The 15,925-nt window shown below is 52.3% G+C and carries 16 protein-coding genes and 1 other RNA gene; 8 read left to right on the top strand and 9 right to left on the bottom strand.

Features of this window, described 5'->3' with window-relative positions; genetic code table 11:
• The first annotated feature begins 289 nt into the window (after positions 1 to 289).
• Positions 290 to 2,722 (top strand): response regulator, encoded by a 2,433-nt coding sequence (locus tag AB8615_RS02225; protein ID WP_409433321.1) that lies wholly within the window; start codon positions 290 to 292, stop codon positions 2,720 to 2,722.
• A gap of 10 nt (positions 2,723 to 2,732) precedes the next feature.
• Here AB8615_RS02225 and AB8615_RS02220 read toward each other — a convergent pair whose 3' ends face one another.
• Both AB8615_RS02220 and AB8615_RS02215 read right to left on the bottom strand, forming a co-directional pair.
• Positions 2,733 to 3,200: a Dps family protein gene (locus tag AB8615_RS02220; protein ID WP_409433320.1), complete on the bottom strand. Its 468-nt coding sequence runs from the start codon at positions 3,198 to 3,200 to the stop codon at positions 2,733 to 2,735.
• A gap of 74 nt (positions 3,201 to 3,274) precedes the next feature.
• Complete coding sequence (locus AB8615_RS02215) at positions 3,275 to 4,447, bottom strand: pyridoxal phosphate-dependent aminotransferase (RefSeq protein ID WP_409433319.1); 1,173 nt, start codon at positions 4,445 to 4,447, stop codon at positions 3,275 to 3,277.
• Between the two features lie 82 nt (positions 4,448 to 4,529).
• On the opposite strand from AB8615_RS02215, the gene AB8615_RS02210 reads away from it, so the two are divergent.
• The 3 genes from AB8615_RS02210 to AB8615_RS02200 all read left to right on the top strand — a co-directional run bounded on the left by AB8615_RS02210 (position 4,530) and on the right by AB8615_RS02200 (position 7,389).
• Complete coding sequence (locus tag AB8615_RS02210; RefSeq protein WP_409433318.1) at positions 4,530 to 5,447, top strand: DMT family transporter; 918 nt, start codon at positions 4,530 to 4,532, stop codon at positions 5,445 to 5,447.
• Between the two features lie 312 nt (positions 5,448 to 5,759).
• On the top strand, positions 5,760 to 6,203 hold the full coding sequence (locus AB8615_RS02205) for a hypothetical protein (RefSeq protein ID WP_418152565.1): 444 nt from the start codon (positions 5,760 to 5,762) through the stop codon (positions 6,201 to 6,203).
• Positions 6,193 to 7,389 (top strand): hypothetical protein, encoded by a 1,197-nt coding sequence (locus AB8615_RS02200; protein WP_418152564.1) that lies wholly within the window; start codon positions 6,193 to 6,195, stop codon positions 7,387 to 7,389. Before AB8615_RS02205 ends, AB8615_RS02200 begins: the two co-directional genes overlap by 11 nt.
• Before the next feature lies 1 nt (position 7,390).
• Here AB8615_RS02200 and AB8615_RS02195 read toward each other — a convergent pair whose 3' ends face one another.
• Positions 7,391 to 7,936 (bottom strand): SRPBCC family protein, encoded by a 546-nt coding sequence (locus AB8615_RS02195; protein WP_409433316.1) that lies wholly within the window; start codon positions 7,934 to 7,936, stop codon positions 7,391 to 7,393.
• Between the two features lie 162 nt (positions 7,937 to 8,098).
• Between AB8615_RS02195 and AB8615_RS02190 the strand changes: the two genes are divergently transcribed.
• The gene (locus AB8615_RS02190) at positions 8,099 to 9,649 is read left to right on the top strand and encodes an FMN-binding glutamate synthase family protein (protein ID WP_409433315.1); all 1,551 of its coding nucleotides are present in this window, start codon (positions 8,099 to 8,101) and stop codon (positions 9,647 to 9,649) included.
• Between the two features lie 67 nt (positions 9,650 to 9,716).
• On the opposite strand, the gene AB8615_RS02185 is transcribed toward AB8615_RS02190, so the two are convergent.
• On the bottom strand, positions 9,717 to 10,496 hold the full coding sequence (locus AB8615_RS02185) for a YebC/PmpR family DNA-binding transcriptional regulator (RefSeq protein WP_409433314.1): 780 nt from the start codon (positions 10,494 to 10,496) through the stop codon (positions 9,717 to 9,719).
• A 132-nt stretch (positions 10,497 to 10,628) separates the two neighbouring features.
• Here AB8615_RS02185 and AB8615_RS02180 point away from each other — a divergent pair, with 132 nt between their 5' ends.
• Complete coding sequence (locus tag AB8615_RS02180) at positions 10,629 to 11,186, top strand: DUF421 domain-containing protein (protein WP_409433313.1); 558 nt, start codon at positions 10,629 to 10,631, stop codon at positions 11,184 to 11,186.
• Here the strand turns inward: AB8615_RS02180 and AB8615_RS02175 are convergent.
• The 5 genes from AB8615_RS02175 to AB8615_RS02160 form a co-directional block, all read right to left on the bottom strand.
• On the bottom strand, positions 11,183 to 12,010 hold the full coding sequence (locus AB8615_RS02175; RefSeq protein WP_418153125.1) for a TIGR00282 family metallophosphoesterase: 828 nt from the start codon (positions 12,008 to 12,010) through the stop codon (positions 11,183 to 11,185). The two genes, AB8615_RS02180 and AB8615_RS02175, sit on opposite strands and share 4 nt — an antisense overlap.
• A complete protein-coding gene (locus AB8615_RS02170) occupies positions 11,994 to 12,578 on the bottom strand; it encodes a 5-formyltetrahydrofolate cyclo-ligase (protein ID WP_409433311.1) in 585 nt (194 codons plus the stop codon). Before AB8615_RS02170 ends, AB8615_RS02175 begins: the two co-directional genes overlap by 17 nt.
• A gap of 86 nt (positions 12,579 to 12,664) precedes the next feature.
• Positions 12,665 to 12,823: non-coding RNA, 6S RNA (gene ssrS / locus AB8615_RS12565), on the bottom strand.
• A 44-nt stretch (positions 12,824 to 12,867) separates the two neighbouring features.
• A complete protein-coding gene (locus tag AB8615_RS02165; protein ID WP_409433310.1) occupies positions 12,868 to 13,236 on the bottom strand; it encodes a cell division protein ZapA in 369 nt (122 codons plus the stop codon).
• Between the two features lie 4 nt (positions 13,237 to 13,240).
• Complete coding sequence (locus AB8615_RS02160) at positions 13,241 to 13,552, bottom strand: DUF4164 family protein (RefSeq protein ID WP_409433309.1); 312 nt, start codon at positions 13,550 to 13,552, stop codon at positions 13,241 to 13,243.
• A 129-nt stretch (positions 13,553 to 13,681) separates the two neighbouring features.
• Between AB8615_RS02160 and gap the strand changes: the two genes are divergently transcribed.
• Both gap and AB8615_RS02150 read left to right on the top strand, forming a co-directional pair.
• On the top strand, positions 13,682 to 14,701 hold the full coding sequence (gene gap / locus AB8615_RS02155) for a type I glyceraldehyde-3-phosphate dehydrogenase (protein WP_409433308.1): 1,020 nt from the start codon (positions 13,682 to 13,684) through the stop codon (positions 14,699 to 14,701).
• A gap of 29 nt (positions 14,702 to 14,730) precedes the next feature.
• Positions 14,731 to 15,912, top strand: a complete 1,182-nt coding sequence (locus tag AB8615_RS02150; protein WP_409433307.1) for a phosphoglycerate kinase — start codon at positions 14,731 to 14,733, stop codon at positions 15,910 to 15,912.
• The last annotated feature ends 13 nt before the right edge of the window (positions 15,913 to 15,925 follow it).

Below are 15,925 nucleotides of genomic sequence, written 5' to 3'. Positions count from 1 at the left end.
TTACTTGCGGCGCTATGTGTTCAAAGTCGGGTTTGCGTTACCTATATCAGTATCAGAACACGGCAGCGTCCTCCCCTTTAGTTGCCTGTGTTTTTTACCGCGTTCACTCTCCCCGATTGAATTGCGAAGACTTTACCGGGCAGCGCTGAGGCGTTTGCCCGGTTTTTTTTGCTTAAATGGCAGTACAATCAATACGACATTCATACAGTCAGTTTTGCGCTTTGTTAATCATATCGTCCTAGCCAAAAGGTTGTGGGAGTGATTTGATCAAATAATAAGGGCACAGCGCGTGACACATCGGGACACCTCCTCTCCCCACCCCCTCAATACACCGAATGCAAAGTCCGTGGCAGAAGGCCATGAAGCGGAACTTCTGCATACGCTTTGCAGCGCCCTGAATGTGGGTGTAAGCGTGTTGGATGAAGACCTACGGTATCAACTGATAAGCAATGAAGTCTATCGCCAGTTAGGGATTTCTCCAGATCAATTACAAGTCGGCGATAAGCTAAGTGACTGTCATGATCTGATGATTAAAAACGGGCTAATCACCGCCGAGTTTTTAGAACGCCAGCGACTAAGCGCGCGTGATCTTCGGCACAAAAAAGATACGCCTGATTTCGCCTCGCAAAATCTCCTGACACTAGGCGACGGCACAACCCATAGACATTTGCGCAAAACACTTCCGAATGGCCTGACAGTCTCTATGTCGACTGACGTCAGCGAGTTAGTTGAAAAAGATGAAATGCTGGAGTCGGCTCTGGCGCTCGGTAATTCTGGATATTGGACATATGATTTTGAGACGAAAAAATATCGTCTATCTGAATCGTTTCGCGCCTATCTCTCCGAAGAGGATAAGCGAAAGGTCGAAGAAGCTGGCATTATCACGATCGTTCATCAAGACGACCGCGCGAAGTTTAAAAAAGCGATTGCTAGCCTGTCATCTACGCAGTCTAAGTTTCAAGTGAGCTGCCGCACGGTTAGTCGCAAAGGCAATGAACGCTGGAGCCGCACGAGTGGTGAATTGATCCGAAACGAAGACGGGCGGCCGATCAAAATACGGGCCTTCGTGAAAGACATCACTGCCGATGTGCGCCGCTCTGCCGAGCTAGAACGCATGAAGGATCAAGCGATTGCGGCCAATCAGGCTAAGTCAGAATTCCTTGCCAATATGAGCCATGAAATCCGCACGCCTATGAACGGCATTTTGGGCATGGCAGAACTGCTCGCAAATTCTCCCGTGACAAGCCGTCAGCGAGAGTTTGTCGATGTGATCAACAATTCCGCGACGGCTCTGCTATCGATCATCAATGATATTCTTGATTTCTCTAAAATCGAGGCGGGCGCGATGGAGCTTGATCCTGTGCCGATGGATCTCAAAACTCTTATTAATGATTTGACGACAATGCTGCGAAGCGAGGCCCAAGACAAGGGACTTGAGCTGATTATCGATTATCCCGTCAGCATGCCTCGCTCATTTATCGGCGATATTGGTCGCCTTCGCCAAACTCTGATCAACCTGATTGGCAATGCTATTAAGTTCACGGACCAAGGTCATATCACAATCAAAGTTGACGTGGTTGAGCGCAACACACTGGGCATTATTACCGTCAATGTGATTGATACAGGCATTGGTGTTGCGGAAGAAAAGCTTGCCAATATCTTTGATAAGTTCACACAGGCGGACGGAAGCACGACGCGCGTTTACGGCGGAACGGGGCTGGGCCTGACGATTTCAAAAGGCATTATTGAAATGATGGGCGGGCGGATGCAGGTGTCTTCTGTTGTCGGCGAAGGCTCGTCTTTTGGTTTCATCGTGCCAATGCCACTGGACTTTGATGCCATGATTGAGGTGCCAGACTTTACTTCGCTGGTTGGGAAGACCGCGCTGATCGTCGATGATATTGAAACCAATCGCATCGTGCTATCAGAACAACTCGCTATGTGGGGCGTGAAAACTCTGACCAGTTGCAATAGCCTAGAGGCGATAGACATTATCGGTCGGCAAAGCCATCTTGAACAAAAGATCGATTTTATCTTGCTGGACTACCAGATGCCCGGCTGTAACGGCGAAGATTTGGCGCGGCAGATAAAGTCTCTCTATCAGGGCCACCCGCCGCCCATGATTATGCTGTCTTCATGCGACCAAAACATCAATAGCGGCGCCTTGGCAGAGATCGGGATACGACAATACATCGTCAAACCTGTGCGCGAAAAACGCCTTCTCAGCGCGGTTCAAACGGCCGTGGCGAGCGCACCACCTAGACCCAAACAGGCGATCTCCCCACCATCCGAGCCGCCTATATCCGTTAAGTCCAAAACTCCAATACTTGTTGCTGAAGATTTCGCGTTAAACAGAGACGTTGTGCGCCTAATGCTAGAAGACAGCGATTATCGCCCAGTATTTGCCCATGACGGCGCAGAAGCCGTGCGCATGTTTAGCGATGGCCCGACAGAATACGCAGCGATTTTGATGGACGTGTCTATGCCCGTGATGGACGGTTATGACGCGACTCGTCAAATTCGCGCGATTGAGCGGATGCAGGGCTTGGCCCGCCTACCGATTATTGCGCTAACGGGCCACGCCTTGTCGCATGATCGCGGGCTGTGTCTGCAAGCTGGCATGAATGACTATCTCACTAAGCCCGTCAGGCAGCACAAGCTGATTGAAAAACTGGAACAGCTCTTAGACACATACGTTGAAAAAGCTCTACGCGCGTCTTAGGTCGCAGTGCCTAGCTAGCCGTGGCGCGCAACATCCAAGCTGTCTTCTCGTGCAATGTCACGCGCGGGCCAACTACATCGGCGGTCGCGTCATCGCCAGCGTCTTCTGCGACGCGCAAGACATCCCGCGCCGTTTTGGCGACTTGTTCATGGCCTTGAGCAAGATTTTTGACCATAGTCTTCCAGTCAGGTGTCCCATCTTCTTCTTTGATCGACGAAATTTTCGCCATATCTGCATAGGAAGCAGGCGCCAAATATCCTAGCGCGCGGATGCGCTCTGCCAACTCATCTACGGCGGTCCACATCTCGGTATATTGATCCATAAATTGAATATGGAGCTGCTGAAAATGCGGGCCTTCGACGTTCCAATGATAGCCATGCGTTTTTAGATATAGCGTATAAGTGTCCGCCATAAGTTTGCGCACGGCCTCGGCTGAGGCTTTGCGTTTCTCCGCGCTAATGCCAATATTAATATCCATAAGTCTCTCCTGTTACATCATATGTTGGGAAGGAAAACGGATATTCAACCCATAGGTTTCATCGTTTTTTCCGATTAAGATAATCGGCCAAACCGTGCTTCTAATCTGTCGCACGCCTCGCGCAATTCTTCATCGCTCGCGGCATAGGAGAAACGCAAATGCCCTGGCGCATGAAAGGCTGACCCTGGCACAGTTGCGACGCCTTGCTCTCGTAATAATGACATGGCCAAGTCAGAGTCATTATCTGTCACGGCTGAACAGTCGACGAACACGTAGAAAGCGCCCGGCGGTGCTTGGCATGACAAACCTTTCATACCGTTTAGTCGCTGCACCATCATATCGCGGCGGCGGGCATAAGCGGTGCGCCAGTCATTCAAGAAATCTTGCGGTCCGTTCAAGGCGGCCACGGCGGCCCATTGGCTGATCGAACAGGGATTGCTGGTTGTCTGCCCGATATATTTGCGCATCGCGCCGATGAGCCAGTCTGGCCCGCCCGCATAGCCAATTCGCCACCCTGTCATGGCGTAAGCTTTTGACACGCCGTTCATGGTCAGCGTGCGCTCGAACAAGTCAGGCGCGACCTCTGCCATGGTTGCGAATTTGAAATCATCATAAACCAGATGCTCGTAAATATCATCGCAAAGGATCAATATTTGCGGATGGTCGCGCAAAACATTTGCCAGCGCCTCTAATTCATTCGACGTGTAAGCCGCGCCCGTGGGGTTAGACGGAGAATTAAGCATAAGCCATTTTGTACGGGGTGTAATGGCCGCCGCCAACGCATCGGGCGTGAGTTTATAATCTGTGTCTGCGCCGCAGGGCACGATGATAGGCGTTGCGTCGCACAGACGCACCATTTCGGGATAGCTGACCCAGCACGGCGCTGGCACGATGACCTCGTCCCCTGCGCCGACCAAGACGGCCAGCGCGTTAAAGATGACAGGCTTTCCGCCGGGCGCGACTGAAATCTGCGAGGCACTATAGGTTAGCCCGTTATCGCGCGAAAACTTCGCCGAAATCGCGGCTTTCAGTTCGGCAATACCGTCAACAGCCGTGTAGCGTGTCTGCCCTGCATCCATAGCCGCCTTGGCGGCGTCCCGAATATGAACAGGCGTATCGAAATCAGGTTCCCCAGCCGACAAGCTTATGATGTCGCGGCCCTGCGCTTTTAGATCACGCGCCGCTTGCGTCATCGCCATTGTCGCGGACGTAGCAACGCGCGAAATACGATCAGAGAGATGTGTCATAGCTGTTCTTTACAATCCGAGTTCCCTATAAGTCAGCCATAGGCAGCGATGGATCATTCGTCCAGCGCTCACAGGGACGACTATGCCGATAAAAGAGTTTTTTGTTCTGCTAATGGTTTGCACCGCATGGGGGCTGCATTTCGTCGTAATGAAATTCACGGTGCAGAATAATGCCGATCCGTTGTTTTACGCTGCCTGCCGCGCAACGATTGTCATGCTGCTCATGCTGCCATTCCTGAAATGGCATAGAGGACAGATGCGCGCTGTATTGCTTGGCGGGTTAGGATATGGGGCGCTGAATTATGCCTTTATGTTTCCTGCTATGAAGATGACAACAGCATCTGCGGCAGCCGTTACGATTGAGCTTTATATGCCATTTGCGATTTTGCTGTCTGTTATATTCCTGTCAGAGCGGATCGGAGGGTGGCGCTTACTCGGCATGACACTCGCCTTTATGGGTGTTGTGATTATCGGCCTGTCAAAGCCAAGCGAGGCTGCGGGGCCTTTTTATCACTTGGGGATTGTGTTTATGGCCTGCGCCGCGATGAGCGAAGCTATTGGAGCAATCATTGTCAAAAAGGTCGAAGGCATCGGCCCTCTGCAACTCCTCGCGTGGTTTGCAGTCATTGGCACGATTGTCCTGTGGCCGCTGAGCCTATTGACTGAACAAGATCAACTCCGCGCGATTACGTCGCCTGACACGCGCTGGCCGTTTTTGGCCGCGCTAACTTATTCGACCTTGCTCGTGTCCATTGTGGCGCATGCTAGCTATTACTGGCTGCTACAGCGTCTACCGATACACACGGTCGCGCCGTCTGGCCTTATCATGGTGCTAATCGGAGTCATTGGTAGCGTGTTGATCCTCAAAGAACCCCTGGTTGAGGGTTTCATCATTGGTGGCCTTATGACACTGGGCGGCGTGGCAATCATCCTATGGCGCAATCGCGCACGGGCCAAACCTACGGCTCACGACCTTCATCCAGAGGGGCCAATGCCCTAGATAACACCAGAAAGCGTTACAAAGAATTCACAGCACCGCCAAATTCTCGTCATGTTTTAAGCCCATAAGGATGAAAAATAAGATGGTGAATGTGATGACGAAAGAATTGAGCTTTGAAGTGTGTGTTTTGATCGGGACGCTGGGAATTGCGGCCCTACTGATCGTCGCGCAATCTATGTAAATCACCCCAAAAGGCGGCGGCTGTCTAACCGAAATTTAAGCCGCCACCCCCAAATTCATGGCAGCGTCCCCCTTGGCGGGCGAGGTAGGAGCGACTAGGCTAGAGCTTCAACTTTGAAGAGTCGCCACCCTTTGACAATGCCCGTCACATTCTATGCGAACTTTTCGCCCTATCACGATGATGATCCGATATCGGATTTCTTTGATGATGATGCGCAGCGCGTTACCTCCATTATCGCGCTTGTCTTTGCTATTCATGTCGCACTTGTCTTCGCCCTATCATCGAATTTCATTGTCCCTGATCTTAAACCTGATGAGCCTGACCCGATCCCTGTGCAGATCGTCAGTTTTGAGGAACTCGCCCCTGTTGAGGAAACGCCGCCTCCGCCAGAGGTTGATCTGCGACCCGCTGTGCCAGCGCCTGCGACGGCCCCGCGTGTGAAGCCAAAGCCGCGTCCTCAACCTACTCCGCAGCCTGCTCCGACACCTCCGCCTCCCACACCTGAACCAGAGCCAGAACCAACGCCGCCTCCCCCCGCCGCCAGAGATTTTGGCGCAAGAGATCGTGGAGCCTGAACCTGAAGTTATTCTTGAACCTCTGCCCGAAATTATTCCCGAGCCGCTGCCTGAGCCTGTGATCGAACCCGTCATTGAGCCAGCTCCACCGGAACCCGAACCTGAGCCGATCGTGGAAATCTTTGAGCCTCAGCCTGAGCCTATTATTCAAGAGCCGATTGTGCCTGATCCAGAACCACAACCCTCCGAGTGGCGGCCCTATATTCCCCCTGCGCCAGAACCAGAACCCGAGGTCGAGATTGAGATTTTCGAGCCTCTGCCAGAACCAGACATTGCGCCAGACCCAACCCCATTTGTTACGCCGCAACCCACCGAGCAACCACCAGCTCCTGGACCTGTAATCGAAGAACCTCTGCCAGACTTACCTGATCTCGCAGATCTGCCGCCGCTGCCAGAGCCTGAAATCGTGCCGCCCGCCCCTACGCCAGCGCCAACACCGACGATTGAGCCGCCAAAGGTTGAGACCATTACGCCTGACACACCCGTGGTGACGACAGCGCCAACAGTCTTGGCCTCGCCAGACGCGCCGACAAGTTCGGAGGAATTGCAAAAGGCTGTACCGCAGTCACAATCTGATCCGTTTTTGGATTTATTGAAAAAAGACCGCCCGCTTAGGCCGACAAACCCCGGTGCAGGCGGAGCGCCGCGAAACCCAGCTATCGCTGGCCCTAGCAGCGGTGGCGGCAATATCGCCAATCCACCTGGTGGCGGTATGCGCCGCAATTCGCCTGGTAATTCAGGCTGGACTCTCGCGCCAGGCTCTTACGGAAACTCCCCTGGCAAGGGCTATGACGGTCTAACAATCGACATTCGGTGTCGCGAAGCGGGCAAAACTCACTTGGAATGTCCTGAATATCTGCGCCGTTTCAAAGGACGTGATGCGACGGGGTTTGAGAGCTTTAACGGGCTGGCAGGTCGCGGGACAGACCGTGGTCCGGGAGTATCCGCCACAAGCCGTACTATGGGGACGCAGAGACAACTTGCGCCTGAAATAGGCGGCAACTCGATCAATAATGGCGGCCCCTCTACAACTGTCCTAGACGACATTGGAGGGTTTAATAATCAGTTCCGCAACAATCCTATTCGTTCGCAAAACAAGCATTTCGATACAATCGAATTGCCAGACGCAGATGCCCCTGATCCAGATAAGTGGAAATTAGACCTCCTGCCGCCGCCAGAGGAATAGGCTACTGGACGCCTAGCTCTACGGTTGTTTTTAGGTTTTCTAGCGCCCGATCGTATTGAGCTTCTCGGCTTTTCAAATTCATTTTGCCGGCAATGCGGCCCAAATAGGGGAAGCCACCCAGATCAATTTCAGATTTAGTTAGTACCGTAACATATTCCTCGCCCTCATGGGATTGGATCGCATGTGTGGCGACGGCGTCTAACCCCGCCAGGTTGATATTTAATAAGACAAACTCTCCCGCCTGACTTTGCACAATCTCCTGAGATCCATAAGCAAACGCGCTGCTGCTACCCTGCCACGCCATAGATTGCCCCACGCCCTCATGCGCCCCGCCATAAGCGATGTCTGCGTCTCCGATCGCGGCATGCAAGACTGACCATTGCGGATAACGCGTCAGGTCGTTGAGATAGGGGAAAATCTCTTCGGGGTAGGCTTTGATTTGGACAGACCGTTCTATCGATTGTTTGGCAGGTAAGAAGTATCCGACTATGCAAAGGCCGATAAATGCCAATAATATTATGCCTATAATTCTAAACAGCCATTTCATGGCACGACTCCCACAGTTATCTTAGTCTCGCAAGGATACGTCGCGGCGTCTAGCCTTGAATTTCGGGTATAGGCGCTTGAGTCTTATCTAGCCGACAGAGCTATGGCTTGCGAGATGTGCCTCGCCGCGCCATAGTAAAACGGTCTTAAAGGAGCAACACCGATGTTGACCACGCTAATCTTGCAAGCCACCGCATCACTTCCCGATGATCAAACAATGATGGAAGAGGCTACCAGTTTTGCCATGCGCGGATTGAACCTCCTCGGCTCTCTCTTCTTGTTCGTGATCGGAGCCTTGGTTCTTATCGCCGTCGTGTTTTTTGTGATTGATGTTCTTCAGGTCAAAGATGCGGTGCGTCGAAACTATCCTGTTCTCGGACGGTTTAGAGAATTGTTTTCAAAGCTAGGTGAGTTTTTCCGCCAATATTTCTTCGCTATGGACCGCGAGGAAATGCCGTTTAACCGCGCGGAACGCGATTGGGTTTATCATGTGTCCAAGGACGGCAGTGATGTCGTGCCGTTCGGCTCAACCAAGCGCCTCGTGCCAGGCACCTCTATTTTTGCAAATGGCTTGTTTCCGAAACTCGATACTGAGGATAAATGCGAAGCGCCGCTCGTCATCGGTCCAGACAGCCCTAATCCTTATAAGCCGACCAGCATCTTTAATATCTCCGCTATGAGCTATGGCAGCCTATCCAAGCCCGCGATCCAAGCGCTATCCCACGGGGCGCAAATGGCGGGGTGTTGGCTCAATACGGGCGAAGGTGGAGTGTCGCCTTATCACCTCGAAGGGGAATGTGACATTGTTTATCAACTCGGCACAGCTAAGTTCGGCGCACGGAATGATGACGCGACACTCAATGAGGCCAAGCTCGCCAAACTCTGCGAAAACCCAGACATCAAAATGATTGAGATTAAACTGTCGCAGGGGGCGAAACCTGGCAAGGGCGGGATTCTGCCAGGCAAAAAAGTGACCGCAGAAATCGCAGAAATCCGTGGCATCAAAGAAGGTGAAAGCGCACTCTCTCCCAACCGCCATGTCGATGCGGGTACACCAGAGGAATTGCTCGACTTAATCGCGCAAGTCCGCCGTGTGTCTAAGCGTCCCGTCGGCATTAAATTTGTTGTCGGAAATATCACACCGATTATCGAATTGATGGATTTGATCAACAAGCGCGGCAAAGATAGTGCGCCTGATTTTGTAACGGTCGATAGCGGGGATGGCGGGACGGGGGCTGCGCCTCTGCCGCTTATTGATAATGTCGGCTTGGTGATCCGTGAAAGCTTACCGCTCATTGATGACTTGCTGATCGAAAAAGGCCTCCGCGACCGCATCGTGATCATCGCGTCTGGAAAATTAATTACCTCTGCAGATGTAGCATGGGCGTTTTGTGCTGGCGCAGATTTGGTCAATGCGGGTCGGGGTTTCATGTTCGCGCTGGGCTGTATTCAAGCCCTGAAATGTGATCAGAATACTTGCCCTACCGGTATCACAACACATGATAAGCGATTGCAACGCGGCCTTGATCCCTCCAACAAAGCCGTCCGCGTGATGAACTATGTCAAGACGATGCAAAAAGAAGTGGAGATGATTGCGCATAGTTGCGGCGTTGATAATCCTCGTGATCTAGGACGGGAACATTTGATGATTATACAAGCGAGCGGGCGGTCTAAACCCTTCGCGCAAGTCTGGGATAGCTCTCGCTATATGTAATGCGCTTTGGTTATAAAAAGGGAGCCAGTGGCTCCCTTGAATTAATTAATTTAATTTTCGAGTTGGCTTACTCGTCTTCTTCCAATGTCGCCAGCGCTTCGTCTGTCATGTCGAAATTATGGAAGACCGTGGAGACATCATCGCAATCTTCCAGAGCGTCAGTCAAACGAACGACAGCGGCCGCATGTTCGGGATTGTCGATCTCGTTCTGGCCTTTCCAGACCAAGTTGACAGACTTCGCTTCACCGAATTTTTTCTCAAGCTCTGCGGCAACAGAACCAAGGTCATCACGCTGCGTCCAGATCGTATGAACGGGTTCATATTCGTCCCATTGATCATCTGATGCCTCGTCCGTTTCCACATCGTCTGCACCCGCTTCAATCGCGGCTTCCATCATGCCGTCTTCATCGGTGATCTCTAGCGGATATTCGATTTTGCCCACTTGATCGAACATAAAAGCAACAGAGCCCGTCTCGCCGAGTGCGCCGCCATTTTTGGAAAACGCTGTGCGCACTTCCATTGCTGCGCGGTTACGATTATCCGTGCTAGCCTCGACGATAAATCCGATGCCGCCGGGGCCGAAACCTTCATAGCGGACTTCTTCGTAATCGTCTCCTTCGCCGCCCGCACCCTTATCAATCGCACGTTGGATGTTGTCTTTGGGCATGGACTGGCCCTTCGCATTGGACACAGCCAAACGCAGACGCGGGTTCATATCGGGGTCTGGCCCGCCCATTTTTGACGCAATCGCAATGTCTTTTGCGAGCTTTGAAAACAGCTTGGAACGGAGTTTATCCTGCCGCCCTTTGCGATGTTGGATATTGGCCCATTTTGAGTGACCTGCCATGCGGAACCTCTTTCATTATTCGATTTGTGGCGTAATAGGCGATTGCTCCCAAAGATGCAACGGCACGAGATTATCCGAACGCTGAATGCAACGATCACGACCCCAAGGCGTAGCTTGTTTAGGAGGGTTGTTATGACAGACTGGATTTTTCTACCACCAACGGCGATTGCGGGCGTTTTAGTTAGCGTTATTTTGACCTATCTTGGCCTCGTTGCGCTAACGCGAATATTTGGCATACGTAGTTTTTCAAAAATGAGCGGCTTTGATTTTGCTGTAACAGTGGCGTTTGGCTCAATCCTCGCCAGCATTGTTATGGCCAAAGATCCCCCCGTGCTGCAGGGCCTTCTCGCCCTCACTTCGTTATTTGTGATCCAATTTATATTTGCGACTGCGCGGCGGCAATGGACTTGGTTTAATCAGATGACAGGCAATTCAGCGCGCTTGATCATGGCCCGCGGCGTTATCAATGATGTCCAGCTAAAGAAGGCGAAGATGACGCGCGGTGACCTGATCGCAAAACTTAGAGAGGCCAATGCGCTTAATTTTGACGAAGTCGAAGCGGTCATTGCCGAAACGACAGGTGACGTTAGCGTCTTGCATCAAACTGGTGGCGACCTCACGATTGACCCCAAGGTGCTCGAAGGCGTGGTCGATAAAGAATTTTATCTCAAACGGCTTAAGGCTGACTAAACCACAGGCACTTGTTTAGCGAGTTGCCCTCCGACACGGATAGGCTCAATACGGTCCGCGAGACCTCTAGCATTTGTTTGAACAAACACACCACATAACGTGCCGTCTCCTGTGGCGGGCTCAAAACGCCCGCCTCGCATACGGGTTGTGAAGCGCCGTAGCGGCTCTTCTGTTTGCATCCCGATGATCGAGTTATAATCACCACACATACCAGCATCCGTTTGATAGGCTGTACCGTCAGGCAAAATACGCGCATCCGCTGTCGGCACGTGTTGATGCGTGCCTACAACGAGGCTCGCGCGGCCATCACAAAAATAGCCCATGGCGTTTTTTTCTGACGTAGCTTCCGCATGCATATCAACCAGCACAGCGTCTGCCACATCGCCTAGCGGCGCTGCATTTAACTCGCGCTCTACGGCAACGAAAGGATCATCCAAGGCGTCCATGAATACGCGGCCATGAACATTGATGACGAGCAAGTTATAGCCTTTGACATTAAATAACCCCGCCCCACGTCCAGGCACTTGGCCTTGCGGATAGTTGCAGGGGCGCAGGAGGCGCGGCTCGTTTTCAATCACGCGAATACCTTGGGCTTGGTCAAAGCTGTGATTGCCGAGAGTTAGAACATCTGCACCCGCTTCAAACAATTCATCCGCTGTGCTTTGCGTGATGCCAAAACCACCCGCTGCATTTTCGGCGTTGATCACAACGGCGTCTAGTCCCAGATCACCGCGCAAGCGCGGCAAATGTCGCACCACGGCGTGACGATCCGCACGCCCCACAACATCTCCAAAAAAGCTAAACGCATTAAAAAGCCTTAAAATACTGTTCCGTCAAAATCCCGTCGAGCCGATGGTCAAATTCATCCGTCGGCAAGTCGGGGGCTTCTTGCGCAGCATAGGCGATGCCGCAAGCAAAAACATCATGGCGCGACTTTAAGGTTGCCAGTGTGCGGTCATAAAACCCGCCGCCATAGCCGAGCCGCTTGCCTGTCATTGTGAAGGCGAGCATCGGCACAAGCACGAGCGTTGGGAGAACTTCAGCTTTGTCAGGAAAGGGCTCCCGCGTGTCATACGGGCCTTCTTTCAATGCGTCGCCCGGCGACCACGCACGAAACGTCAAAGGCTGTCCAACCGTAGGCGTGCAAGGCAGGGACAGCGTATATCCTTGCGCGTGAAGAGATTGCATCAATGGCCTTGGATCAATTTCGTTCTTCAGTGGCCAAATTCCCCCTATAACTAAAGGTTTCGTGAGCATCGATGCGAATACAGGATTTTGTAAGTGATTAATCACTTCTATGGGTGCCGTAGCGCAGTGTTCTTTGGCGGCATGGCGCCTTCGGTTTCTAGCAGTCCTGCGAGCGGCAGTTTTTTGATCAGCGATTGATGTCATAACGCCCTCTTGCCGCGCAAAAGGCGATTAATTCAAGCGAAACTTCGAGTTTCAGCCTAGATGAATATAGTTTTGAGAGGAAAAGTGACGGCCCCACCTGGTCCGTGGAAGCTTAAGAATCCTCGTGAACCAGTAGTTCAAGTGGGTGCCGGAATTACGCAGACCACGGTCTACGCAGAGCCAGCTCCCGAGGAGTATATTAAGGTCCGGTGGATTAGTGCCGCTCACGAAACCCGCAGAAACCGTCTTGCGCTATGTGGGCGCGAATACATGGTTTTGCAATAGAGATTTACGGATCACCCTCAGAAAGACGTGCGACAAGTCGTTCTATTTTTTCGGCTGCGCTTTCCAACGCATTGACAGATTTGGTCTCTGTGCGGGTGAGCGACGTAATGAGCTGTGTATTTTCAGACCGCAACTGGCCCGTTTTCAAGTCGACTTGTGCATCGACATTGGAATTGATGTCTTCTAATTCATCCAACAGCGTGATTCCCGCCATGACCATAAGGCGAATATCGCCGATCTGCCCGAACTGATTGGCCATAAGGTTCACACGATCATCGAGTTTTTGTCCCAATCGGATCAAGCGTTCTTCTTCGCCGTCCTCGCAGCCCATACCGTATTTGCGGCCATTTATGTTCAAACTGACTTTGCCCATATCTTTAGTCCTCATGCCCCAAAGCTGCGCGAACTTGCCTGATGACACGGTCCAGCTCTGCTGTTGTTTCGTCTGCCAGCTCTGTGAATTTGGCCTCGCGCTGCGCCATTTCTGTCTCAGCTTCAGCCAGTTTTGATTTGGTTTCATCTAGCTCCGTCGCTAGCCGTGCGCGATCTTCCGAGAAGTTGCCAGCCTCTTGCGCCTTATCTTCCAAACGACTCACTTTGGCCAAGAGCGGGTTGATGGAACCCTCCAAACTCTTCAAGGCCGATTGTAGCCGTTGTTGGGCAGTCTTCATGTCAGCGCTGTCAGTCATAATATCCGAACAATCCAATGAATTTTCCCTAGATTGGCGCAAGAATTGCCTTCAAACAAGTATAAATTATTGACTGTTACGCCGCGCACCTTCAAGTCGTTCGCAAAGCAGAAAAAGGGCCTTGGCAGAATGGCACTCAGAATTGCGATTAACGGCTTTGGCCGTATTGGGCGTCTCGTCGCGCGCGCACTCCATGAATACGATATTAAAGATGTCGAATTGGTGGCCATAAACTCACCTGGCGCGCTGGAAACATCCGTGCATTTGCTAAGATATGACAGTGTTCATGGGCGGTTTGGGACCACAGTTACTACGGAAGATGACTGGATTGATTTCGGGCGCGGCCGTGTTCACATGAGCCACCACCGCAATCCCGCTGACTGCAAGTGGGGTGAATTAGACGTCGATGTGGTCATGGAATGTACGGGTATTTTTCGCTCCCGCGAGACAGTGCAACCGCATTTTGATGCTGGCGCAAAGTCAGTGCTAATCTCCGCACCAGGTCAAGATGTTGATAAGACGATCGTTTACGGCGTCAATCATGCTGATCTGATGGCCAGCGACACTGTTGTATCTTGCGCGTCTTGCACCACGAATTGCCTCGCGCCAGTTGCCAAAGTCTTGATGGAGACGGTGGGTATCCGTCGCGGATTTATGACCACGGTTCATAGCTACACGCAAGATCAGCGGATTTTGGACAATTCCCACAAAGACCTCTACCGAGCCCGCGCCGCTGGCTTGAACATGATTCCGACCAGCACGGGGGCAGCCAAAGCGGTGGGCCTCGTGATACCTGAATTGGACGGCAAATTGTCGGGCTCTGCCGTGCGTGTGCCGACAGCCAATGTCTCCATGATCGACCTCGCTTTCCAGCCTGAGTTGAAAACGACCGCTGAAGAGATCAATGGCTATATGCGCGAGGCCGCCAAAGGCCCGATGAAGGGCGTAATTTGCTATTCCGAAAACCCGCTTGTTAGCTCTGATTTGAACCATGATCCCAATTCGGCAACATTTGCCAGCTTGCTGACGAAAGTGCTAGAAGGCGACCTTGTTAAAGTCATCGCGTGGTATGACAATGAATGGGGTTTCGCCAACCGTATGATTGATGTGGCCCGTGAAATGGGACGCGTACAGGCAGAATCTGCCTAATTGAATTTTGCCTAACCAGAAAGACTGATATGGATTTTCGCCGCCTAGAAGATGCCGACCTCAACAATAAAACTGCCCTTATCCGCGTGGATTTCAACGTCCCCCGCGACGCGAGCGGGAAGATCACCGACGACACACGGATCAACACGGCGCTACCCACAATACGCCATTTGCAAGACGCAGGTGCGCGCGTTGTCTTGCTAAGCCATTTTGGCCGCCCAAAGGGAGAGCCCGACACGGAAAACTCTCTGCGCTTCATGGCCGACGCCCTCGCAAAGCGTTTGGACAGTGAGGTACATTTCTCAGCCTCGCTAGAAGCAGATGCGTTAAAAAACCTACCCCCCTCGACGGTCGTTTTGATGGAAAACACCCGCTTTCACGCAGGCGAAACCAAGAGTGATCCCGCGCTGGCCAAGAAGTTCGCAGCGCTCGGCGATATATTCGTCATGGACGCGTTCTCTGCGGCCCATCGTGATCACGCCAGCAGTGCGGGCATTGCCGAGTTTCTGCCGGCCTATGCTGGCCTCGCCATGGAGCGGGAATTAGATCATATCAGCCAAGCGCTAGACCATCCCAAACCGCCCGTAATGGGCATCGTTGGTGGGGCGAAAGTGTCGACGAAAATTGATCTCCTGCAAAATCTGGTGTCAAAGCTCGACACGCTCGTGATTGGCGGTGGCATGGCGAATACGTTTTTATTCGCACAAGGCCACAGCGTTGGCGGGTCGCTTTGTGAGAAAGACCTCAAAGACACCGCGCTGCAAATGATGGCAACGGCGAAACGCGAAAATTGCGAGATTATTCTGCCCGTAGACGTCGTCGCAGCAGAAGCCTTCGCAGCCAACGCGCCTCATCGTGTATGTGGCTTGAACGAAGTTAAGTCTGACGAGATGATCTTAGACGCTGGCCCCGATACGGTGACGAAAATCCTTGACGCTATTGATGCCAGCAACACGTTAATCTGGAACGGCCCGCTTGGCGCGTTTGAAATTACGCCGTTTGATACTAGCACTGTCGAATGCGCAAAATATGCAGGCGAACGCTGTAAAGACGGTAAGATCATCGCCGTTGCGGGTGGCGGCGATACTGTCTCGGCCATGAAACACGCAGGCGCGGCAGACGACTTTACCTTTATCAGCACAGCAGGTGGCGCGTTTCTTGAATGGATGGAGGGCAAAACCCTTCCTGGCGTCGAAATTTTGAAAAAATAAATCGGAGTGAATA

Origin of the sequence: Litorimonas sp. RW-G-Af-16, assembly GCF_048319245.1 — a bacterium.
GTDB lineage: Bacteria > Pseudomonadota > Alphaproteobacteria > Caulobacterales > Maricaulaceae > Litorimonas.
Note: the sequence above shows the minus strand (reverse complement) of the source record. Positions and strands in the feature narration are given on the sequence as shown.